This is a genomic window from Achromobacter kerstersii (assembly GCF_902859595.1).
Lineage (GTDB): Bacteria > Pseudomonadota > Gammaproteobacteria > Burkholderiales > Burkholderiaceae_B > Achromobacter > Achromobacter kerstersii.
In genome coordinates, this window is the sequence record NZ_CADIJQ010000007.1 from 154495 (window position 1) to 175950 (window position 21456).

At 64.5% G+C, this 21456-nt stretch carries 19 protein-coding genes; 5 read left to right on the forward strand and 14 right to left on the reverse strand.

What is annotated here, in order from left to right; all coding sequences use genetic code 11:
- The first annotated feature begins 14 nt into the window (after positions 1 to 14).
- Entirely contained in the window at positions 15 to 650 is a 636-nt protein-coding gene (locus tag HV765_RS20380) for a VTT domain-containing protein (RefSeq protein WP_156336307.1), read from the forward strand.
- Between the two features lie 177 nt (positions 651 to 827).
- On the opposite strand, the gene HV765_RS20385 is transcribed toward HV765_RS20380, so the two are convergent.
- Both HV765_RS20385 and tsaE read right to left on the reverse strand, forming a co-directional pair.
- Positions 828 to 2210: an N-acetylmuramoyl-L-alanine amidase gene (locus HV765_RS20385; RefSeq protein ID WP_054420591.1), complete on the reverse strand. Its 1383-nt coding sequence runs from the start codon at positions 2208 to 2210 to the stop codon at positions 828 to 830.
- Entirely contained in the window at positions 2138 to 2677 is a 540-nt protein-coding gene (gene tsaE, locus HV765_RS20390) for a tRNA (adenosine(37)-N6)-threonylcarbamoyltransferase complex ATPase subunit type 1 TsaE (protein WP_082386885.1), read from the reverse strand. Before tsaE ends, HV765_RS20385 begins: the two co-directional genes overlap by 73 nt.
- 164 nt (positions 2678 to 2841) lie before the next feature.
- Here tsaE and fumC point away from each other — a divergent pair, with 164 nt between their 5' ends.
- Positions 2842 to 4236, forward strand: coding sequence for a class II fumarate hydratase (fumC, locus tag HV765_RS20395; protein WP_175170774.1), 1395 nt, complete (start codon positions 2842 to 2844; stop codon positions 4234 to 4236).
- A gap of 202 nt (positions 4237 to 4438) precedes the next feature.
- Here the strand turns inward: fumC and HV765_RS20400 are convergent, their stop codons facing one another.
- On the reverse strand, positions 4439 to 5338 hold the full coding sequence (locus HV765_RS20400; RefSeq protein ID WP_175170775.1) for an AEC family transporter: 900 nt from the start codon (positions 5336 to 5338) through the stop codon (positions 4439 to 4441).
- A gap of 244 nt (positions 5339 to 5582) precedes the next feature.
- On the opposite strand from HV765_RS20400, the gene HV765_RS20405 reads away from it, so the two are divergent.
- Entirely contained in the window at positions 5583 to 6575 is a 993-nt protein-coding gene (locus HV765_RS20405; protein WP_054420594.1) for a tripartite tricarboxylate transporter substrate binding protein BugE, read from the forward strand.
- A 177-nt stretch (positions 6576 to 6752) separates the two neighbouring features.
- On the opposite strand, the gene HV765_RS20410 is transcribed toward HV765_RS20405, so the two are convergent.
- On the reverse strand, positions 6753 to 7658 hold the full coding sequence (locus HV765_RS20410; RefSeq protein ID WP_054420595.1) for a LysR family transcriptional regulator: 906 nt from the start codon (positions 7656 to 7658) through the stop codon (positions 6753 to 6755).
- 156 nt (positions 7659 to 7814) lie between these two features.
- Here HV765_RS20410 and ggt point away from each other — a divergent pair, with 156 nt between their 5' ends.
- On the forward strand, positions 7815 to 9581 hold the full coding sequence (gene ggt, locus HV765_RS20415) for a gamma-glutamyltransferase (RefSeq protein WP_175170868.1): 1767 nt from the start codon (positions 7815 to 7817) through the stop codon (positions 9579 to 9581).
- Between the two features lie 55 nt (positions 9582 to 9636).
- Here ggt and HV765_RS20420 read toward each other — a convergent pair whose 3' ends face one another.
- From HV765_RS20420 to HV765_RS20435, 4 genes are all read right to left on the reverse strand, one after another.
- Positions 9637 to 11046, reverse strand: a complete 1410-nt coding sequence (locus tag HV765_RS20420) for an APC family permease (RefSeq protein ID WP_175170776.1) — start codon at positions 11044 to 11046, stop codon at positions 9637 to 9639.
- 95 nt (positions 11047 to 11141) lie between these two features.
- A complete protein-coding gene (locus tag HV765_RS20425; protein WP_054420598.1) occupies positions 11142 to 12269 on the reverse strand; it encodes a CaiB/BaiF CoA transferase family protein in 1128 nt (375 codons plus the stop codon).
- Between the two features lie 11 nt (positions 12270 to 12280).
- Positions 12281 to 13264, reverse strand: coding sequence for a Bug family tripartite tricarboxylate transporter substrate binding protein (locus tag HV765_RS20430; RefSeq protein WP_175170777.1), 984 nt, complete (start codon positions 13262 to 13264; stop codon positions 12281 to 12283).
- 48 nt (positions 13265 to 13312) lie between these two features.
- On the reverse strand, positions 13313 to 15043 hold the full coding sequence (locus HV765_RS20435) for an acyl-CoA dehydrogenase family protein (RefSeq protein ID WP_254600655.1): 1731 nt from the start codon (positions 15041 to 15043) through the stop codon (positions 13313 to 13315).
- A gap of 116 nt (positions 15044 to 15159) precedes the next feature.
- On the opposite strand from HV765_RS20435, the gene HV765_RS20440 reads away from it, so the two are divergent.
- Positions 15160 to 16122 (forward strand): LysR family transcriptional regulator, encoded by a 963-nt coding sequence (locus HV765_RS20440; RefSeq protein WP_175170778.1) that lies wholly within the window; start codon positions 15160 to 15162, stop codon positions 16120 to 16122.
- 3 nt (positions 16123 to 16125) lie between these two features.
- Here the strand turns inward: HV765_RS20440 and purU are convergent, their stop codons facing one another.
- The 6 genes from purU to HV765_RS20470 form a co-directional block, all read right to left on the reverse strand.
- Positions 16126 to 16980 (reverse strand): formyltetrahydrofolate deformylase, encoded by an 855-nt coding sequence (gene purU / locus HV765_RS20445; protein WP_054420600.1) that lies wholly within the window; start codon positions 16978 to 16980, stop codon positions 16126 to 16128.
- 43 nt (positions 16981 to 17023) lie between these two features.
- Positions 17024 to 18133 carry an NAD(P)/FAD-dependent oxidoreductase gene (locus tag HV765_RS20450; RefSeq protein ID WP_175170779.1) on the reverse strand — a complete coding sequence of 370 codons (1110 nt, stop codon included), beginning with the start codon at positions 18131 to 18133 and terminating at the stop codon, positions 17024 to 17026.
- A complete protein-coding gene (locus HV765_RS20455) occupies positions 18130 to 18654 on the reverse strand; it encodes a flavin reductase family protein (RefSeq protein ID WP_054420602.1) in 525 nt (174 codons plus the stop codon). The genes HV765_RS20450 and HV765_RS20455 overlap by 4 nt, the downstream gene beginning before the upstream one ends.
- A 39-nt stretch (positions 18655 to 18693) precedes the next feature.
- Entirely contained in the window at positions 18694 to 19323 is a 630-nt protein-coding gene (gene pdxH / locus HV765_RS20460; protein WP_054420603.1) for a pyridoxamine 5'-phosphate oxidase, read from the reverse strand.
- Positions 19324 to 19516: 193 nt separating this feature from the next.
- A complete protein-coding gene (locus HV765_RS20465; RefSeq protein WP_054420604.1) occupies positions 19517 to 20179 on the reverse strand; it encodes a gamma-glutamylcyclotransferase in 663 nt (220 codons plus the stop codon).
- 2 nt (positions 20180 to 20181) lie between these two features.
- The gene (locus HV765_RS20470) at positions 20182 to 21390 is read right to left on the reverse strand and encodes an MFS transporter (protein WP_175170780.1); all 1209 of its coding nucleotides are present in this window, start codon (positions 21388 to 21390) and stop codon (positions 20182 to 20184) included.
- Between the last annotated feature and the right edge of the window lie 66 nt (positions 21391 to 21456).

Sequence of the window (21456 nt, forward strand, 5' to 3'; positions counted from 1 at the left end):
TTCCGGGCTGCTGAATGCTTGAATTTTTCAATATGGTGCTCCACATCGACAAGACGCTGGGCGTCTGGGTCGCGCAATACGGCGTGTGGGTGTACCTGGTGCTGTTCCTGATTGTTTTCGCCGAGACGGGCCTGGTCGTGCTGCCCTTCCTGCCGGGCGATTCGCTGTTGTTCATCGCGGGCGCGTTCGGCGCCACGGGCCATATTGATCCGGTCTTGATGGCCGTGCTGCTGATTGTGGCCGCCATCACTGGCAACACGCTGAACTACATGATCGGGCGCTACATCGGGCCACGCGTGTTCTCGATGAACCTGCGCTTCCTGGACCGCGGCGCGCTGATGCGCACGCATGCGTTCTATGAAAAGCACGGCGGCAAGACGATCGTGATGTCGCGTTTCATTCCCGTCGTCCGCACGTTCGCGCCCTTTGTCGCGGGCGTGGCCGACATGCCGATGTCGCGCTTTCAGCTGTTCAACATTCTGGGCGCGCTGTTCTGGGTGGTCAGCCTGGTGGCAGCCGGTTATTTCTTCGGCAACATCCCGTTGGTGCGCGAACACCTGAACACCATTGTGCTGCTGGGTCTGGCCGCCGCCATCGTGCCGGTCGTGGGTGCCGGCGTGTTCAAGCTGATCAAGTCTCGGCGCGCGTAAACATTCACGATCGAAAATGCAGTCTGACTGCAATTAAAAATGTAGTCAGACTGCAATTTACTCAGCAATCAGACTGCATTTTCTCCCACGGACACTGTGGGTTGCCAGTCAGTCGCCAGAACAAAAAAAGGGGCGATGCGCTTGACGGCGCATTGCCCCTTTTTTACGTCAGCGTGATCAGCTGACGTCGCCCAACCGCGCCAGCGGCGGGTTGGCGGTGAAGTAACGCTGGATGCCGGTCATCATGGCTTGGGCCAGCTTGTCCTGGTGCGAATTGCTGCGCAGCAGGGCTTCTTCCTGCGGGTTGCTGATGAAGGCGGTTTCGACCAGCACGGACGGAATATCCGGCGCCTTCAGCACGGCAAAGCCCGCCTGTTCGACGCTGTTCTTGTGCAGGCGGTTGATCTTCTTGATCTCGTCCAGGAAGGCGTTACCGACCTTCAGCGAATCGTTGATCTGCGCGGTGGTGGACAAGTCCAGCAGCACTTTGGCGACCTGGCGGTCGTGGCTGCCCAGGTTGACGCCGCCGATCAAGTCGGCCGCGTTTTCCTTGTCGGCCATCCAGCGGGCCTGCGCGCTGGTGGCGCCGCGCTGCGACAACGCGAACACCGACGAGCCATTGGCCGACGGCTTGACCCAGGCATCCGCGTGAATCGAGATGAACAGGTCGGCATGCACCCGCCGCGCCTTTTGCACGCGCACATGCAACGGCACGAAGTAATCGTCGTCGCGCGTCAGGTAGGCGCGCATATAGGGCTGGCTGTCGATCAGCGCCTTCAGGCGCCGGGCGATGCGCAGCACCACGTCTTTTTCACGCAGGCCGCTGCTGCCGATGGCGCCCGGGTCTTCACCGCCATGGCCGGGGTCCAGCGCGATGGTGAGCATGCGCTGCTTGCCGCGGCCGGCGGTGGCGGGGGGAGGCTTGGGGGCCGTGGGCAGGGGCGGCGCCGGCTGCTGGCCGCGTACGCGCGGCGGCTCCGGCGGATCGGCGCGGGTGACCGGGTTGCGCTGGATGTCTTCCAGAATGCGGGCGAGCGGGTCGTCCACATCGGGGCCGCTCTTGTTCAAAATCGCAATGAGCGGGTCTTGGGCGATCTTGGGATACAAGTCCAGCACCAGTCGGTACTGGTAATCGGCCACGGGCTTGAGCGTAAACACCTGCGGCGCCACGGGCTGCTTCAGGTCGAACACCAGCCGCACCACGTTCGGGCGGTTCTGCGCCACGCGCAGGCTTTGGATATAGGGGTCGTCCGGGCGGACTTTGGAAACCAGGTCGTTCAGCGCGGCGCTGATGGTCAGGCCTTCGATATCCACCACCAGCCGGTGGGGGTTTTCAAGCGTGAACTGTTCCGCTTTGAGCTCGCTGTCGAGCTCCAGCGTGACCCGGGTGTATTCGTCGGCCGGCCAGGTACGCACGGCCAGGATGGTAGCCGCCTGCGCCAGACGCGGCAGAACCGGCAGGACGAGCAGAGTGGCAGCTACGCTGATCAGGCGGCGCCGGGTGGCGCCTGCCGAGGGAAGGGCGCCGTCTTGGGCGGGGGGACAATCGCGTTCAACCATGTTTGTCCTCGAGCGGTGTACGCGGTCAGGGTGGCGTTGCGTCCCTCATCGGCATAAGCCAGGGAAATCAGCAGGTCGGGAGGGGGCAAAAGGCCCTCGGCCCGCTCCGGCCATTCGATCAAAACCACCGCGTCTTCACGCAGTAAATCCCGAAATCCTGCGTCCAACCATTCGCGCGAATCACTAAATCTATAAAAATCAAGATGATAGAAGTATAAGTTAGAAATTTTATAGGATTCAAGCAGCGCGTAGCTAGGACTTTTGATTCGGCCGGTGATGCCGCATTCGCGCAACAACGCCCGTGTGAACGCCGTTTTGCCTGCGCCAAGGTCGCCTTGAAGGTGGATGCAGGCACCGGCCGGGCCGGTCTGTCCCCCGGAAACCAAAGGGGCAAGCTCGCGCGCCAGCGATTCCGTGGCGGCTTCGTCGGGCAGGTGCAAGGTCAGGCTGCAAAGAGGGGCGGACATGGCGCGGGGCGAGTGGTAAAAAACGGTGGAGGGATCTCGGATTTTCGCAATTATAGGAATTCGGGTTTCTGCTAATCTAATAACTGATTGCTATTCTCAATATGTCGCTTCAGGCGGACGCCGCCAATTGCGACTGACAGCCGCCACACGGAGTTGTACGCGCCATGAAGACCCGCATCGAAAAAGACACGTTTGGGCCCATCGAAGTCCCCGAGGATCACCTCTGGGGCGCCCAAACGCAACGTTCGCTGCATTTTTTCGCGATTTCCACCGAGAAGATGCCTGTCCCCCTGTTCAACGCCATGGCGCGCCTGAAGCGTGCGGCCGCCAAGGTCAACGCCGAACTCGGCGAACTGGACCCGAAGATCGCCGACGGCATCATCCGCGCCGCCGACGAAGTCATCGCCGGTAAATGGCCCAATGAATTCCCGCTGTCCGTCTGGCAGACCGGGTCGGGCACGCAAAGCAACATGAACATGAACGAAGTGCTGGCGAACCGCGCTTCGGAATTGCTGGGCGGCGTGCGCGGCGAAGAGCGCAAGGTGCACCCGAACGACCACGTCAACCGCGGCCAATCGTCCAACGACACTTTCCCGACCGCCATGCACGTGGCGGCCGCCGTGGAAGTCGAACACCACCTGCTGCCGTCGCTGAAGAAGCTGCGCGCGACCTTGGCCGAGAAGAGCGCCAAGTTCTACGACATCGTCAAGATCGGCCGCACCCACCTGCAAGACGCAACGCCGCTGACGCTGGGCCAGGAATTGTCGGGCTATGTGGCCCAGCTGGATCTGGCCGAACAGCAGATTCGCGCCACGCTGCCGGGCCTGCATCAGCTGGCCATTGGCGGCACGGCGGTTGGCACCGGCCTGAATGCGCATCCGCAATTCAGCGCCAAGGTGTCCGCCGACCTGGCGCACGCCACCGGCACGGCTTTCGTGTCGGCCCCCAACAAGTTCCAGGCGCTGGCCTCGCACGAAGCGCTGCTGTTTGCGCACGGCGCCTTGAAGTCGCTGGCCGCGGGCCTGATGAAGATCGCCAACGATGTGCGCTGGCTGTCCAGCGGCCCCCGTTCGGGCCTGGGCGAAATCAGCATTCCGGAAAACGAACCGGGCAGCTCGATCATGCCGGGCAAGGTCAACCCCACGCAGTGCGAAGCCATCACGATGCTGGCCGCGCAAGTGCTGGGCAACGACGTGGCCATCAACATCGGCGGCGCCAGCGGCAACTTCGAACTGAACGTGTTCAAGCCGCTGGTGATCCACAACTTCCTGCAATCCGTGCGCCTGCTGACGGATGGCATGGCCAGCTTCAACGAGCACTGCGCGGCCGGCATCGAGCCGAACCACGAGCGCATTGCTGAACTGGTCGATCGTTCACTGATGCTGGTGACGGCGCTGAATCCGCACATCGGCTACGACAAGGCCGCGCAGATTGCCAAGAAGGCGCACAAGGAAGGCTTGTCGTTGAAGGAATCGGCGCTGGCATTGGGTTATGTGACCGAGGCGCAATTCGCGGAATGGGTCGTGCCGGGTTCGATGACCAACGCGCACAAGTCGTAATCGCGCGACACGACACGAGCAGGCTGAAAGCCTACTGGTGACAGGGCCGCCCAATGTGAATTGGGCGGCTTTTTTTATGAGGTGGATTTTTCTATGAGGCGGCTTTTTCTATGAGGCGACTTTTTCTATGAGGCGGATTTTTTAATTTGGCGGCCTTTGATTCGGCGGCGACTTTCACGGATCTCAGGTCTCGGATCGCCGATCAGCCCTGCCCAGCCAATAACAGCCACATCGGAATCGTGGCCGCGGAACACAGCGTACCCAGTGAAATCAGCACCGCCACCATGCGGCCGTCGCCGCCCATGCGCATCGCCAGCACGTACGCGGCGGAGGCCGTGGGCAATGCGGCGAACAACAACAGCATTCGCGCCTCAAGCGGCGGCAGCCCAAGCAGGTGCGCCACGCCTAACGCCACCGCGGGCAGCGCCACCAGCTTGACCGCCAGCATCCACGCAATCAGCGAGCCATATCCCTTGCCGCCTTCCCACGCCAGGCTGGCGCCCACGCAGAGAATGCCCAGCGCCAGGGCCGCCGCACCGAGCCGGGCGAAGACCGTGTCGACCGGACCCGGCAACTGCAAGCCCGCCAGGTTGCAGGCCAGGCCCAACAAGGTGGACACCACCAGCGGATTGCGCGCCAGCTCTCGCAGCAGGTTGCCGCCGTTGTGGCGCGCCAGCCCGTAGACGGCGGCCACATTGGCCATCGGCACCGCGAAGCCGATGATCAGCGCCATCACAGTCTGGCCCGCCGAACTGGCCAGGCTGGCCGATAGCGCCAAGCCGATATACGTGTTGAAGCGATAGCCGCATTGCGCGGACGACGCCAGCCCCAGCGATGATGGCCGCAACACCAGCCCGGCCAGCCACGACAGCGCCACGCCCGAGGCCACAACAGCCGCCGTCGCCTGCAAGAGCACGACGGCGTTGCCCGCCGTAATGGGCGTGCGCAGAATCGATTGGAACAACAGCGCGGGGAACAGCACGAAGTAGACAAGCCGCTCGGTGCCCGCAAAGAATTCGCGCGTGAAACCCAGCTTGTGTCGCAGCGCCCAACCGAGCGCAACCAGCATGAAATCAGGGAAAACCAGAAGAGCAACCGACATGAGGCAGAGTCGTTTTTATGGGCCGTTGGCGGAGGATGAACGCGCTATGCGTGTGTAAGCATTTGCTGCTATTCTCCGTCATTCTGGCGGGCGCGTCTGCCACAAGCAACTCATAAAAGCAGCGCCACACACGCTGCACAGAAGCAATGCGCTCCCACCGTTATCTGCTGGCCGTCTACAGACGAGACCATCTCAAAACGGTCCGTTTACATACGGGCTCGCAAATCTTGGAGGAAACACATCTATGAATAAAGTTCGCTCCCTGGCCGTGGCTATCGCCGTGGCGACTGGCGCCGTTGGCACCTTTGGCGCGTCTGTTGCGCACGCAGCCGACAAGTATCCCAGCAAGCCTATCCGCGTGATTGTTCCGTTCGCGCCCGGCGGTTCCACCGACATCATCGCGCGCCTGGTGACGCAGCGCATGAGCCAGGAACTTGGCCAACCGATGGTTGTGGAAAACAAGGGCGGCGCAGGCGGCGCCATTGGCGCATCTGAAGCCGCGCGCGCGGATGCCGACGGCTACACGCTGTCGATCGCCACGGTGTCGACGATGGCCGTCAACCCGGCATGCCGTCCGAAGGACCTGCCGTACGACCCGATCAAGGACTTCCAGCCGGTCACCAACTTCGCCAATACCGCGAACGTGGTTGCCGTGAACCCGAAGTTCCCGGCCAAGGACTTCAAGGGCTTCATCGAAGAGCTGAAGAAGAACCCGGGCAAGTACTCCTATGGCAGCTCGGGCACCTGCGGCGTGCTGCACTTGATGGGCGAATCGTTCAAGATGGCCACGGGCACCGACATCGTGCACGTGCCGTACAAGGGTTCGGGCCCGGCCGTGGCGGACGCCGTCGGCGGCCAGATCGAAATCCTGTTCGACAACCTGCCGTCCTCGATGCCGCAAATCCAGGCGGGCAAGCTGAACGCCATGGCGATTGCATGGCCTGAGCAGATCGCTGCGGTCAAGGGTGTGCCCACGTTCAAGGACGCGGGCTTCCCGGTGCTGAACCAGCCGGTCTGGTACGGTCTGCTGGCCCCCAAGGGCACGCCGATGGAAGTCGTGAACAAGCTGCGTGACGCCGCTGTCGTGGCCCTGAAGGACCCGAAGGTCATCAAGGCGTTGGACGATCAAGGCTCGGCGCCGTCGGGCAACACGCCGGAAGAGTTCGCCAAGGAAATCAAAGAGCAGTATGACTGGGCTCAAGACGTGGTGAAGAAGCAGAACATCAAGCTGGATTGATGCTGCGCGAAGCGGGCTTCAATGCCCGCTTCGGCCACAACAGAACGGGCATCTTCGGATGCCCGTTTTTTTTGGGTGCGCGCTTTCTTGGGCGGACTTTCACGTTGCGATTTCACGCTGCCATTTCAGGCTGCGTCTTCACGCTGCCATTTCAGCCTGCGCCGTCAAGCTGCCACTTCACGCCGCCGCATCCAGCGCCGCACCACTCGCATCACAAGCGGCCCGCAAGCGGTCGATCAAGTCGCGATGCAACGCTGACAGGGGATCTTGATTGCGCACCATGATGCTGATCGGCACGCGCAGCGCGGGGTCCAGGCGGCGCAGGCTCATGCCGGGGCGCAGCATCGCCTGCGCGGTGATGGCGTCAACAATCGCGTCGCCGCAACCCGCATCAACCAGCGCGCAGGCCACGTAATGCGTCTGCACCTGGATGGCGACTTGCGGCTCCAGGCCTTGCGCATCCAGCGCCATTTGCAGCAGCGCGCCAGAGGCATCGCTGGCATCCAGCACGATCAGCGTCTCGCGGGACACGCCGGCCAGCTCCGACAAGGGCATGGGGCCGGATGCGGGCTTGCGGCTCAAGTGCACCAGTTCGGTATGGCCCAGGCCCATGCGCGTCAGGCCGGGATAGTCGTTGGTGTCAAACGTGATGGCCAGGTCCAGCTCGCGCGTCAGCAACCCCTGCACGAGCTCGGTGCTGTGATGGGTGTGGATATCAAAGGTGATGCCCGGTTGCGCGTCGCGGCTATCGCGCACCACACCAGGCAGCAGCCCCAGGCCGAGTGCCGGCGCGCAGCCCAGTCGCAGATGCCCGTTGGGCCGATCACGCAGGCTGGCGACCAGCCGGCGCACACTGTTCAGATCCTGATTCAAGCGCGCGACTTCGGGCGTCAGGATTTCGGCCTCGCGCGTGGCGACGAGCCTGCCCTTGACGCGTTCAAACAGTTTGAAACCCAGCTGTGCTTCGGCATGCGCCAGCAATTTGCTGGCGGCGGGCTGTGAAATATGCAGCGCCGCAGCCGCTTCGGTCAGGGACCCGGTACGGCGGATCGCTTCGAAAATCTCGATGTGACGCAGGCGCATGACAAATGGCATAAGAGAGACCAGAACCGCGATTCTATGTCGGATGCGTTGAAGGCGGGCTGACCGTGACAAAACCAGCTCGCTGGCGCGACAGCGGCGGTTGGCTTGACTATCATGAACGCCTGCCGAACTACCGGCGCCACTCCGGAGCTGATCATGCGCGCCTGCCGCCCCGCCGCCGCCTTCCTGCTTGCCGCCACCTTGGCTGCCTTTGCGGCCCCGCCCGCCGCCTGGGCGCGCGGGCCGCAGGCGGTTGAAGACATCAACCCCGAAGCCGCCAGTGGCGCCCGCGCACGCGCGCTTGTGCGCGCGCCGCACTTCATGATGGTGTCGGCCAATCCGCTAGCCACGCAAGCCGGCGAAGCCATGCTGCGCCAAGGCGGCAGCGTGGTAGACGCCGCCATTGCCACGCAGCTGGTGTTGAACCTGGTCGAGCCGCAATCATCCGGCATTGGCGGGGGCGCCTTCATGGTGCTGTATTCGGCTAAGACCGGCCGCATTCAAACCTATGACAGCCGCGAAACCGCACCGGCCGCCGCACGCCCGGATCGCTTCCTGCAAGCCGATGGCAAACCGCTGCCATTTGCGCAGGCCGTTAACAACGGCATGTCGGTGGGCGTGCCGGGCCTGCTGCGCGGCCTTGAGCTCGCGCACAAGGAAGGCGGTGTGCTGCCCTGGGCGGACCTCTTCCAGCCCGCCATCCGGCTGGCGGAACAGGGCTTTGCCGTGTCGCCGCGGCTGCATACGCTGCTGACGGGCAACAAGACGCTGCCCAAACAATCGGCGGCGGCCGCGTATTTCTATGCGCCGGACGGCGCGGCGTGGCCGGTGGGCCATGTGCTGAAGAATCCGGAGTTCGCGCGCACCTTGCGTGCGGTGGCGAAGCAGGGCGCCGATGCGTTCTACCAGGGCGACATCGCACGCGACATCGTGGCCGCCGTGCATGGCCACGCCACGCCGGGCGACCTGAGCCTGGACGATCTGGCAAGCTACCGCGCCAAGACGCGCGAGCCTGTGTGCGGCGCGTATCGCGGCTATCAGCTGTGCGGCATGGCGCCGCCCAGCAGCGGCCCCATCGCGGTATTGCAGATGCTGGGCGAGCTAGAGCAATACCCCATCGCCACCTATGCACCGAACTCCGTCGAGGCCGTGCATTACTTTTCTGAAGCTGGCCGGCTGGCGTTTGCCGACCGCGACTTCTACGTGGCCGACCCTGACTTCGTCAACGTGCCGGTAAGTGCATTGCTGAACCCCGCGTATTTGCGTGCACGCGGTGCGTTGATCAAGCCCGATCGCAGCATGAAGGTGGCGCTGCCCGGCGACCCGGAAGGCAAGCTGCTGACACTGGGCCGCGACAACGCGCTGGAATTGCCGTCCACCAGCCATCTGGTGGCCGTGGATAAACAGGGCAATGCGCTGTCCATGACGACCACCATCGAAAGTGAATTCGGCAGCAAGATTTTCGTGCGCGGCTTTTTGCTGAATAACGAGATGACAGACTTTTCATCGTCGTTCAAAGACCCGGAAGGCCGGCTCGTGGCCAACCGCGTCGAACCCGGAAAGCGCCCGCGCAGCGCAATGGCGCCGATTATCGTGCTGCGCGACGGCAAGCCCGTGATGCTGGTGGGCTCGCCCGGCGGCAGCGCCATCATCAACTATGTGGCCAAGACGATCGTGGGCGTGCTGGATTGGAAGCTGGATATCCAGACGGCCATTGCGCTGCCCAACATGGGCAGCCGCAACAAGGAAACCGAACTGGAAAAAGGCACCGTGCTGGAAGCCTTGGCGCCCGCGCTTGAAGCCATGGGGCACCCCGTGCGCATCACCGAATTCCCCAGCGGCATTCACGGCATCGTGATCGATGGCAATGCCTTGCAAGGGGGCGTGGACCCGCGCCGCGAAGGACTGGCGGCGGGGGGCTGAAACGGATCAATCCCGATTGCAGCGGGCGGCATGATGCGCCCGCTGCTTCCAACGGCTATTCCAACGACGCCGGATCAAGTTCCATACGCGCTTCGCGGCGATGCGCCATGTACGTCACGCCCCACATCACCACGCCCAGCAACAGCAGCCAGCCCGCCACCTGATACTGGATCACGTCACGGCCCGTCAGCGGCGTAACCAGGAACAGGCAGGCCGCCGCGCCCAGCCACGGAATGATGCGGTTGATGCGGAAGTGTTCGTGCTTGACCTTGTCGCGGCGCAGGACCAGCACCGCCACGTTGACGAAGGCGAACACGCCCAACAGCAGCAACGCGGTGGTGCCGCCCAGCGCGCGGATGGCTTCGGAGTCCGCCAGCGCCACCAGCACAATCAAGGCCAGCGCCAGCACGGTGGTGAACAGAATGGCCGTCCACGGCGTTTGGTTCTTGCGGTGCACGTGCGCCAGGAATGCCGGCAGCACGCCTTGGCGCGACATGCCATACAGCAGGCGGCTGGCCATCATCATGTTGATCAGCGCGGAGTTCGCTACCGCGAACATCGAGATGATGGGCATGATGTATTCCACCGGCAGATCGGGGGCTGCGCGCTTGACCACCAGCACCAGCGGCGTCGAGCTCTTGGCCAGCTCGCCCACCGGCACCAGCGCCACGGCGCAGATCGACACCAGCGTGTAGATCACGGCAGTCAGGCCCAGGCCGGTCAGCATCACCTTCGGAAAAATGCGGCTGGGGTTATGCGTTTCTTCGGCCATGTTGACCGAGTCTTCGAAGCCGACCATGGCGAAGAAGGCGAGCGCGGTGGCCGACGTCACGGCCAGGAACACGCTCTTGTCTTCCGGCGTGTCGAACGCGATCACGCGAGAGAAATCCGCCTTTCCTTCCGACATGGCGTAGAAGCCCAGCAGGATCACCATCAGCAGGCCAGACAATTCGATCAGCGTCAGCACCACATTCGCTTTGACGCTTTCGGCCGCGCCGCGCAGGTTCACCAGCATCACCAGCAGCATGAAGCCCAGCGCGCCGAACGTAATCCACGCCTTGTCGGCTTTGATGCCGAACGCGGCGAACAGGTTGGCGGCGAACGCCTGCGAGGCCGTGGCCGCGGACGTCAGGCCCGAACACATGACGGTGAAGCAGACGATGAAGGTCAGGAAGTGCACGCCAAACGCCTTGTGCACATACAGCGCCGCGCCGGCCGCTTTGGGGTACTTGGTGACCAGTTCCAGATAGGACAGCGCGGTCAGCAACGCCACCGCGAACGCCACCAGAAAGGGCACCCAGGCCGCGCCGCCCACTTCGGCGGCGACCTGTCCGGTCAGTGCGTACACACCGGTGCCAAGGATGTCGCCCACGATGAACAACAACAACAGCTTGGGTCCCATCACCCGCTTGAGCGGGGCGTGTCCATCTTGCTGGACTGGGCTTTTCGTTTCGTTTGTAGCCAAGGTCCTTCTCCTCTTTCTTGGACTTGGGGGAGTCGACCCGAAAAGTCTAAGGGGAGGAGGTTGCGGACGATGCTACAGCGGTGCAACGAAATGTCTTAGTTGTTGGGATTCGTTGGCGCGAGCGCCGGTGGCAGCTTGCGCAGCGTGGCGGGCGTGCGCGACAGCTTGATGGGCGAGCCCACGCCTTGGTAGTCGCCGTGTTGCAGCACCATGCCGCGATGCTTCGTGTGCGGATGCGCAAGCGCCTGGTCCACCGTTTGCACGGCCGCTGCCGGCACGCCCGCGCGCAGCAGGCGGTCGGCCAGTTCCGCGGCGTTCTGGCCCGCCAGCAAGGCGGACAATTCGTCGCGCAGTGCTTGCCGGTTTTGCAGACGATCAGCGTTGTGGGCGTAGCGTGCATCGGCCGCGAGCGCCGGCGCTTCAAGCACCTGCGCCAACTGCGCGAACTGGCGGTTGTTGCCCACGGCCAGGAAGATCGGGCCGCTGGCGGTGGGCAGCGTTTCGTAGGGCGCGATGTTCGGATGCGCATTGCCGCTGCGCTTGGGAACCTTGCCGCTGTAGAAGTAATTGGGGGCGTGCGGATGCAGCAGCGACAGCGCGCAGTCGTACAGCGTGATGTCCAGGAATTGGCCCAGGCCGCTGCGGGTGCGCTCGTTCAAGGCCAGCAGAATGGCGACGGCCGCGTTCAGCCCGGTCACCATGTCTACCACCGGCAGGCCGACGCGGGTGGCCTCGCCATCTGCTTCGCCGTTCACGCTCATCAGGCCGCACATGGCTTGCGCGCAGGCGTCATAACCCGGCAGGCCGCCCAGCGGGCCATCGGCCCCGAAGCCGCTGACGCGGCAATGGATCAGCTTGGGAAAGGCCTGGCTTAGCGTGTCAAAACCCAAGCCCCATTTTTCCAGCGTGCCGGGCTTGAAGTTCTCAACCAGCACGTCGGCATCGGCCAGCAGATGGCGCAGCAATTCCTGGCCTGCGGGTTGCGACAAGTCCAGCGTCATGCCTTCCTTGTTGCGGTTCACGCCAATGAAGTACGACGCCGTGTCGCCCAGAAAGGGCGGGCCCCATCCACGCGTTTCGTCGCCGCCGGGCGGCTCGATCTTCAGCACGTCGGCGCCGTGGTCGGCCAGAATCTGCGTGCAATACGGGCCGCCCAACACGCGGGACAAGTCGATCACTTTGCACCCGGCAAGCGCGCCGGCATTCGGTAGGGTGGGGGCCATGGGGTTCAGCTTCAGTCGATGGAAACGTTGGCGCTCTTGATGAGCTCGCGCCACTTGGGGACTTCGGTGGTGATGAAGGCGGACAGGCCTTGCGGCGATTGGTCCTGCGCTTCGACGATGCCTTGCGAGTGCAGCGTCTGCTTGATGCCCGGGTCCGCCAGCGCGGTCTTGAAGGCTTGGTTCAAGGTGTCCACGACGTCGGCCGGCGTGCCCTTGGGCGCGACGATGCCGAAGAAGACGCTGACGTCATAGCCTTTCAGCCCTTGCTCGGACAAGGTGGGCAGATCGGGCAGCGCGTCGGAACGCTGCGCGCTGGCCAGGCCGATGGCGCGCAGCTTGCCGGCCTTGATGTAGGGCAGCGCGGTCAGGATGTCGGTGAACGACATCGACACCTGTCCGCCCAGCAAATCATTCAGCGCGGGGCCGGTGCCCTTGTACGGAATGTGCATGATCTGCGTGCCGGCCATCTGGTTGAACAGGATGCCCGCCAGATGCGACGACGCGCCGTTGCCGGACGACGCATAGCTGAGCTTGTCCGGATGCTGCTTGGCGTAGGCGATGAGCTCTGCTGCGTTGTTCACCGGCACCGACGGATTCACGACCAGGATATTCGGCAGGTGACCCAGGCGGATGATGGGCGCGAAGCTGGTCTCGGGGTTATAGCCCTGGCGCTTGTACAGGCTGACGTTGATGGCCAGCGGCCCCGAGGTGCCGAACAGCAGCGTGTAGCCGTCGGGCTTGGCCGACGCCACGTATTCCGAGCCGATGTTGCCGCCCGCGCCGCTGCGGTTTTCAACAATGACGTTCTGCTTCAGGGGCTCGCGCAGTTTTTCAGCCAGCCGCCGCGCCATGGCGTCGGTGGGGCCGCCGGGCGGGAACGGCACGATCAACGTGATCGGGCGGGCGGACGGGTAGGCGTCGGCCGCCAGCGCAGGCGTGGCCGGGGCGACGGCGGTGGCCGCCGCCATCAGCAGGGGGGCGAAAAGGCGTTTCATGGTGGTGTCTCCTGTGTGGGGCGCGCCGGCTGTGCCGCCGGCGTCGGATTACAACGCGTATTGCAGAATGGTCTGGCAGGCCGCGCTTTCGTTGGGGGGAATGGCGTAGGGGTCGCGCGCCGCCAGGCGGTGCAGCAGCACCTGGTCAGCCAGTTGCGCGCGGGTTTCCAGGCCGGGGCCGGTGGCTTCCCAGCGCAGCGCAGCCATCGACACCGCGTGGTACAGCAGGGATGCGGCCTGACGCGCCAGTTCGGCATGGTCGCCTTGGGCTGCGTGGTCGGCCAGCGCAAAGCTCTTGTCCAGCGCCTGGGCTTGCAGATCAGCCAGCGCGGGCGGGCAGGGCACGCCATCGGCCAGCAGCTGGTTGATATGGGCGCGCAGCGCGGGCAACGACCCTTCCTTCTTGATGGCGCGCAGCACATCCAGCGCCACGATGTTGCTGGTGCCTTCCCAGATGGAACCCAGATGCGCGTCGCGCACCAGGCGCGGCTCGGTCCATTCCTCGATATAGCCGCAGCCGCCGCGCACTTCCATCGCGTCGCCCGTGACCTTGCGCGCATCGCGGCAGGCGCGGAACTTGATCAGCGGCGTCAGGATGCGGGCCAGCGCCGGGTCGGCCGTGCCGTGGTCCGCATCGGCCAGCGCACGCGCCGTCTGGAACATCACGCTGCGCGCCTGTTCGGCCCACACAGTCATCTTGACCAGCTGACGCTGCATCAGCGGCATATCGATCAGGCGTTTGCCGAAGGCGCGGCGGTTCTGCGAGACGAAAATCGCTTCGGTGACGGCGCGGCGCATCAGGCCGGCCGCGCGCATGCCGTTGGACAAGCGCGAGTTGTTGATCATGTCGGCCATGTGCTTGAAGCCGCGGCCGCGTTCGCCGACAAGCCACGCCACCGCGCCTTCCAGGCGGATTTCGCCGCTGGCCATTGAGCGCGTACCCAGCTTGTCTTTCAGGCGCAGGATGCGGTAGTGGTTGTGGCTGCCGTCGGCCAGGTCGCGCGGCAGGAGAAAGAGCGATACGCCCTTCAAACCGGCGTCGGGCTCGCTGCGTGCCAGCACCATCGCGAAGCCCGCGTCGGGGTTCGAGCAGAACCATTTGTCGCCATGAATGCGCCACGTGCCATCGGCTTGCGCTTCGGCCGTGACTTCGGTGGCGCTGACGTCCGACCCCGCGCCTTGTTCGGTCATGAACATGGCGCCTTGGCGCAGCGCGTCGAAATCTTGCGACGTGACTTGCGGCAACACGCGTTCGACCAGCGCGGGGTCACCGAACTTGCGCAAGGTGCGCGCTAGCGAATCCGTCATGCTGACCGGGCAGCACAGGCCGAATTCGGCTTGCACGAATAAATGGCTCAGCGCGTACTTGGCCGCGGCCGGCATGGGTTCCGGCCAGCCCAGCACGCCGCCGCGGTGCGACAGCGCGGCCAAGCCAAACTCGCTGTATGCCAGACGTTCAAGCTCGACATAGGCCGGGTGCTTGTCGATACGGGACTCATCGGTGCCAGCGCGGCTGCGCACGGACAACGTGGGCGGATGCTTGTCGGCGGTGGCCGCCAATTCGTCCATGACGCCGCCCGCCAGCCCGCCCAGACGTTCCAGATGGGGCAGCAGATGGGCGTACAGCTTGGGCGGCAGGTAGCGCTGGCCGAGCGCGGCCGCATAGGGGTCCGCGTTGAACAGGTTCAGGCCACGGGAATCGGGGACGGGGGTGGCGCCGACAGACGAAACAGCGGCGGGAACAGAGGTGGGGGCAGCGGTCTTCACGGGGGTATCCATGGCGGCATCCTGCGCAAAACGGGGGTGATTGGCCGATGGTGCGCGGATGGATTAATCTACGCAAATACCGTTTTCGTGTAGAACAATCCATAAAAAATATAGATAAGGGGGAGACCATGGATCTGGACCCGCGCCTGTTGCGCTATTTCATTGCGGTGGCCGAAGAGCGCCACTTCAGCCGCGCCGCCCACCGCCTGCACATTTCCCAACCGCCGCTCAGCTACGCCATCCGCCAGCTTGAAGACAACGTCGGCGCACGCCTGCTGGCGCGCACCAGCCGCCATGTCGAGCTCACTGACGCCGGCCACGTGCTGTACCGCGAGGCGCTGACGCTGCTACGGCAAGCCGAAGAGGTGCGCACGCTGGTGCAGCGCGTGGATGCGGGCCTGCGTGGCCGGCTGCGTATCGGTTTTGTGGGGTCGATGCTGTATCGCGGCTTGCCCGCCTTGTTGAACGCGATGCGCGCCGAACTGCCGGATGTGGAGCACGTGCTGACCGAGCTGAACTCGCATGAGCAGATCGAGGCCGTGCGGCGGGGCGAGCAGGACCTGGGCTTCATCCACGCCAACCCGGTGCCTGACGAAGTGCAGGCGCGTGACCTGATGGCCGAACCCTTCGTCGTTTGCCTGCCGGATTCCCATCCGCTGGCGGGCCGCCAATCGTTGCGCCTGGCCGAGCTGGCGGGCGACGATTTCGTGTTCTTCGCGCGCGCGGCATCGCCCAGCTATTACGAGACGGTGCTGTCGATGTGCGTGTCAGCGGGGTTCATGCCGGTGGTGCGGCACGAGGTGCGCCACTGGCTGAGCGTGGCGTCGCTGGTGTCGCAGGGTTTGGGGGTGTCGATCGTGCCGGCGTGCTTGTCGCGCAGCGGCTTGGCGGGCACGCGCTTCATCACGTTTGAGCACGAGGCGCGCTCGATCAGCCAGGTGATCTGGCCGGCCGAGGCGCGTTCGCCATTGCAGCACAAGGCAATGGCGCTGGTCGCAAACCAGTTTCCGTCGGTGGCTGCGGTGGCCGATGCTGCGGCGGCCGATGCTGCGGCGGCCGATGCCGCGGCGCCCGGTGCGGCGGCCGGCTGAAGATCAGCGGAAGACGACGGTCTTGTTGCGGTTCAGCAGAATGCGATGTTCCACATGGCTGCGCACGGCGCGCGACAGCACCAGCGATTCAATGTCGCTGCCGACCTGCGTGAGGTCTTGCGCAGTCATCGTGTGGTCGACGCGTTCGATGTCCTGATCGATGATCGGGCCTTCGTCCAGGTCAGACGTCACGTAGTGGGCGGTGGCGCCGATGATCTTCACGCCGCGCGCATGTGCCTGGTGATACGGGCGCGCGCCCTTGAAGCTGGGCAGGAAGCTGTGGTGGATGTTGATGGCGCGGCCATTCAGCGCGCGGCACATGTCCGCCGACAGAATCTGCATGTAGCGGGCCAGCACGACGAGATCCGTGTTGGACTGCTCGACGATCTTCAGCACCTGCTTTTCCTGTTCCGCCTTGGTCTCCGCCGTGACGGGCAGGTAGTGGAACGGGATGCCATAGGACGCAGCCAGCGCGGCGTAGTCGTTGTGGTTCGACACGATAGCGGCCACTTCGGCGTGCAAATGCCCGCTATGCACGCGAAACAGCAGGTCGTTCAGGCAGTGCCCTTGCTTGCTGACCATGATCAGCAGGCGTTCCTTGCGGCGCGCGTCATGCAGCTTCAGGTCCATGCCGTAATCAGCGGACAGCGTGTTCAGGCGGCCGCGCAGGTCGTCAGCGGCCACGGCGGCCGGCAGGTCGAAGTGCACGCGCAGAAAGAACTGACCCGTTTCCTCGTCGCCGAATTGCTGCGAATCCAGGATGTTGCAACCCAATTCGAACAACAGGCCGCTGACGCGGTAGACGATGCCCGTGCGGTCGGGGCAGGACAGGGTCAGGATGTAGTCGTTGTGCTGCATGGTGCGGGAATAGACCGAAGTAAGAATGAGGATAGGGGCGGAATCAGGCGGCCAGGCGCGCCAGGGTTTCTTCCGCCAGGGCCAGGCTGGAGGTCAGCCCGGGGGATTCGATGCCAAACAGGTTCACCAGGCCGGGCACGCCATGCACGGCGGGGCCGGCAATGACGAAGTCGGCGGCGGGTTCGTGCGGGCCCGAGATTTTCGGCCGGATGCCGGTGTAGCCGGGCGCCAGGGCGTTGTCGGGCAGCGCGGGCCAATAGCTGCGTACGGCGGCGTAGAACACGTCGGCGCGCGCGGGGTCCAGCGTGTAGTCTTCCGTGCCGACCCATTCGGTATCGGGGCCAAACTTGGCTTGGCCACCCATGTCCAGCGTCAGGTGCACGCCCAGGCCGGCGTGTTGCGGCACGGGGTAGATCAGGCGCGAAAACGGCGCGCGGCCAGACAGCGTGAAGTAGCTGCCCTTGCACAGATAGTCGGTGGGAATGCTGGCGGGCGGCACGCCGTCAATACGTCGGGCCAAAGCCGGCGCCTGCAAGCCTGCCGAATTGATCAGCACGTTGCAGGTCAGGGTCATGGCTTCGTCGCCGCCGAATTGCAGTTCGAAGCCGCCTTCGGGCCGGACGCGGCCGGACACCAGCGGCGTATGGAAGACGAATTGGGCGCCCGCGTTTTCCGCATCGCCCTGGAACGACAACATCAGCGCGTGGCTGTCCACGATGCCGGTCGACGGCGACAACAGCGCGGCCGTGCATTGCAGCGCGGGCTCCAGGCGCATGGCCTCTTCGCCCGAAATGAATTGCAGGTCGTCCACGCCATTGGCGCGGGCGCGTTGGGCAATGCCTTCCAGTTGGGTGGCCTGGTCGCGGTCTGTCGCCACGATGAGCTTGCCCAGACGCTGATGCGGCACGCCGCGTTCGGCGCAGTACCCGTACAGCAGGTGCTTGCCGCGCACGCACAGGCGCGCCTTGAGACTGCCCGCCGGGTAATAGATGCCAGCGTGAATGACTTCGGAATTGCGCGAGCTGGTGCCGGTTCCGATGGCTTCCGTGGCTTCAGTCACGAGCACGTCGCGGCCGGACTGCGCCAGCGCGCGTGCGATTGCCAGGCCGACAACGCCCGCGCCGATGACGACGCAATCAATATCCACGCTCATGGGGCTTTCCTTTCGGATCGTGCGCCGGCGGGCGTCAGATCAAAGCCGCCCGCGTGGAAGACCAGCGGCGGCTCGGTGCTGTGACCGCAACGTTCCACTTCGCCCACCATGATGATGTGATCGCCTTCTTCGTAGCGGCTGCGGTTGCGGCATTCGAACCAGGCGGCGCAGTGGCCGTCCAGCATGGGCGTGCCGCCCGGCGCGTGGTGCACGGTCAACCCGGCGTAGCGGTCCGGCGTTTTGCCGGTCGCGAAGCGCCGCGCCAGTGCAATCTGCTCGGCGCTCAGCACGTTGACCACGTAGCGCTCGCACTGCTCAAACGCCGCCAGCGACGACGATGAGCGCGACAGGCTCCAGAGGATCAGCGGCGGGTTCAGCGATACCGAGTTGAACGAGCTGACCGTCAGCCCGATGGGGGCGCCATCAAGGCCGGCGGCCGTGACAACCGTTACGCCCGTGGCGTAACGGCCCAGCGCGGTGCGGAAAAAAGCGGCGTCAAAATCAGGGGAGGAGGCGGGCATGCAATCGTTAAGTCGGGCGGGCGCGCAGCGCGCCCGGCATCAAGGCGACAGGCGTTCGATCTTCCAGGACGAGCCGTCGGCGACATAGCGCAGCCGGTCGTGCAGGCGCGACGGCCTGCCTTGCCAGAATTCGATCGCGGTGGGCTTCAGGCGGTAACCGCCCCAGTGCGGCGGACGCGGCGGCTCTTCGCCGAAACGTTCGCGGAATTCTTTTTCGCGGGCTTCCAGCGCTTCACGGGTGATGGGTTGGCTCTGGGGCGAGGCCCAGGCGCCAATGCGGGAACCGGCCGGGCGGCTGTGATAGTAGGCGTCCGATTCCTCGGCCGCGACCTTTTCCACCACGCCTTCGATGCGGACCTGGCGTTCCAGCGGCTGCCAGAAGAACAGCAGGCTGGCGCGCGGTTCGGCCAGCAGGTCGTGGCCCTTGCGGGATTCGTAGTTGGTGAAGAACGTGAAACCGCGCTCGTCATAGCCCTTGATCAGGACGATGCGGGCGCTGGGCTGGCCCGAGGCGTCCACCGTAGCCAGGGTCATGGCGTTGGGCTCAGGCACCTTGGCGGCCAGCGCTTCGTCGAACCAGCGCGAAAACTGGTCGAACGGCGAGGCGGCGGCCTGGGATTCCAGCAGGACGTTCTTTTCGTAGCTTTGACGCAGATCAGAGACGGACATGAGGCGTGGGAGTCAGCGTTGATAACAGGGAGTTTATACCGCTTGGGCAATCCCTCCCTTATTGACCCCGCGCAGGTCTCAGGCAAGTTTCCGCCCGGGAGGGCGGGCCGGGGCTGCGGCGGGGGGCCGCTCCCGGGTCATTCATGGGTCATTCTTGGGCTGTTCTTCGGTCGTTCTTCGGCCATTTTCCGATTTATGCGCCTTCTGGCAGCGTGTGCTCGTCGGCTTCCAGCATGCGGGCGATGGCGTCCAGGCGGGCGTCATGGATGCCGGCGGCGCGCAGCGCCTGGGCGGTTTGGACGACGTAATCGGTGCAGGGGCCGTAGCGGCCCGCGGCGCGGCGCACGATGGCCAGCAGCTCGGCGTCGGGCAGGGCGCGGATGTAGGCCGGGTTGTCCCGGTTCATGATGAAGACCAGCGCGCGGACGGTGCCGGCGTCGGTGGTGCAATTGATCCAGCGGGGCAGATAGGCGCCGGTGGACATCTCGCGTTCCCACAATGCCGGAAAGTAGGTCGGCACCTGGCTGCCCGCCAGACGGTAGACCACGCCCCGGCAGGAGCCCCCGCGGTCCAGGCCGAACACCAGGCCCGGGCATTCCGGGGTGCCGCGGTTCACACGAGACCACAGGCACAGCGCCCGGTGATGACCGCGCAAGGTCGCCAGGCGGCGTTCCATGAAATCAAAGTCAGGGCGCCAGATCAGCGACCCGTATCCATACACCCAGACGTCTTCGCCCGACTGCCAGTGGCGCAGGGCCTCTTCCAGCGATGCCTGCCTTTCCTCTTGCGTCCACAGACGAAAGGGCAGGCTGGCGCCGGCAATGCCGGGTTCGGGGGGAGAGGACTGCATGTTCACGACTACGGATTCCGTTCAGACTCGAGCGGGGGGTTGCGATTGGCCCACCCTCCCGCCATTAGGGCCAGCGAATAGGCCCAGAACAACGGGGCAACGCCGATGACCGCACCCAGCGCGCCGAAGGTCAACGGCAGAGAAACCTGCGAGCCATTGATCAGCGCCATGCGCAATCCCACGGCTTCGGCCGCACGGCCGGGCGGGGAATGCTGGTGCAAGAGGGATAGCATACTCGGTTGGCAGCACCCCAACGCAAGCCCCAGAATGAACGACAGCACGATCAGGATGCTAACGTCGGTGAACAGCGGGTAAAGCATGAAGTCGATGGCGGCCGTGGCCATGGCCACCCGCACCAGCGTCCACGACCGCACCCGGCGCATGATCAGCGGCAATACCAGCCGGATGACGAACGTTGCCGCCGCGAACGACGCAAGAATGACGCCAATGGTGGTGGCCGACAGCCCGATCGCCACGCCAAAGATTGGCACCACGAACAAGTGCGTGTCCCACGCGCCCGACAAAATGGTGTTGACCATCAGGATGCGGCGCAAGGCGGGGACGGCCAGCAGTTCGGTCACGCGGCGGCGCTGGGCTTCCTTGGCGCCTGACAATTGCGAATCCACGGCCTTCAATTGGTGACGCAAGGCGTAAAGGCCGATGCCGGAGAGCAGCGGCCCCAGGGCCAGCAGGCCGAAGGCGGTGCGCGTACCCAGATGGTCAATCGCCAGCCCGGCGATCAGCGGGCCAGAAAACCCCGAACCCGCCAGCGCCAGAGACATGAATGAAAAGTTGCGCAGACGTTGCGCGGGTTCGGCGTGGCCCAGCAAGTCTTGCGTTGCGACCTGATGCAGCATGAAGCCGATACCGATACAGCACGAGGCAATCAGCAATGCGACTTGCGTTTGCGAGATAAAGGGCAATGCGGTGCCGATGGCAACCAATGACGTCCCGATGACGAGCGGACGCACGATGCCGACCCGATCCACCCACCGACCCGCGCGCACCGAAAACAGCATCGGCAGCACCGCGAACACCGCGACCAGCGTGCCGACCTTGAACGTGGACAGCCCCATCTGCAACGCGGTCAGCGAGACGGTAATCCGTCCCCCTGTCAGCGCCACGTGATTCATCATTGCCAGCAGGCACAGCAGCACCGCCCCGGAAAATTCCGGGGAACTGGAAGGCGAGGAGGGGGATCTGTTGGAGGTAGACACGGCGTAACTGCGTTCATTCTGTGCGGATCATCGGCCTATGTCGAGGCGCGTTTATTTTGCGCTGCG

Coding starts and splice junctions, on each gene's coding strand:
- HV765_RS20405 (WP_054420594.1), top strand. CDS start 5,583: ATGAATAAAGTTCGCTCCCTGGCCGTGGCTATCGCCGTGGCGACTGGC.
- HV765_RS20385 (WP_054420591.1), bottom strand. CDS start 2,210: ATGGTTGAACGCGATTGTCCCCCCGCCCAAGACGGCGCCCTTCCCTCG.
- HV765_RS20450 (WP_175170779.1), bottom strand. CDS start 18,133: ATGAGCGTGGATATTGATTGCGTCGTCATCGGCGCGGGCGTTGTCGGC.
- fumC (WP_175170774.1), top strand. CDS start 2,842: ATGAAGACCCGCATCGAAAAAGACACGTTTGGGCCCATCGAAGTCCCC.
- HV765_RS20425 (WP_054420598.1), bottom strand. CDS start 12,269: ATGGCCCCCACCCTACCGAATGCCGGCGCGCTTGCCGGGTGCAAAGTG.
- purU (WP_054420600.1), bottom strand. CDS start 16,980: ATGCAGCACAACGACTACATCCTGACCCTGTCCTGCCCCGACCGCACG.
- HV765_RS20430 (WP_175170777.1), bottom strand. CDS start 13,264: ATGAAACGCCTTTTCGCCCCCCTGCTGATGGCGGCGGCCACCGCCGTC.
- HV765_RS20410 (WP_054420595.1), bottom strand. CDS start 7,658: ATGCGCCTGCGTCACATCGAGATTTTCGAAGCGATCCGCCGTACCGGG.
- tsaE (WP_082386885.1), bottom strand. CDS start 2,677: ATGTCCGCCCCTCTTTGCAGCCTGACCTTGCACCTGCCCGACGAAGCC.
- HV765_RS20435 (WP_254600655.1), bottom strand. CDS start 15,043: ATGGATACCCCCGTGAAGACCGCTGCCCCCACCTCTGTTCCCGCCGCT.
- HV765_RS20455 (WP_054420602.1), bottom strand. CDS start 18,654: ATGCCCGCCTCCTCCCCTGATTTTGACGCCGCTTTTTTCCGCACCGCG.
- ggt (WP_175170868.1), top strand. CDS start 7,815: ATGCGCGCCTGCCGCCCCGCCGCCGCCTTCCTGCTTGCCGCCACCTTG.
- HV765_RS20440 (WP_175170778.1), top strand. CDS start 15,160: ATGGATCTGGACCCGCGCCTGTTGCGCTATTTCATTGCGGTGGCCGAA.
- HV765_RS20400 (WP_175170775.1), bottom strand. CDS start 5,338: ATGTCGGTTGCTCTTCTGGTTTTCCCTGATTTCATGCTGGTTGCGCTC.
- pdxH (WP_054420603.1), bottom strand. CDS start 19,323: ATGTCCGTCTCTGATCTGCGTCAAAGCTACGAAAAGAACGTCCTGCTG.
- HV765_RS20380 (WP_156336307.1), top strand. CDS start 15: ATGCTTGAATTTTTCAATATGGTGCTCCACATCGACAAGACGCTGGGC.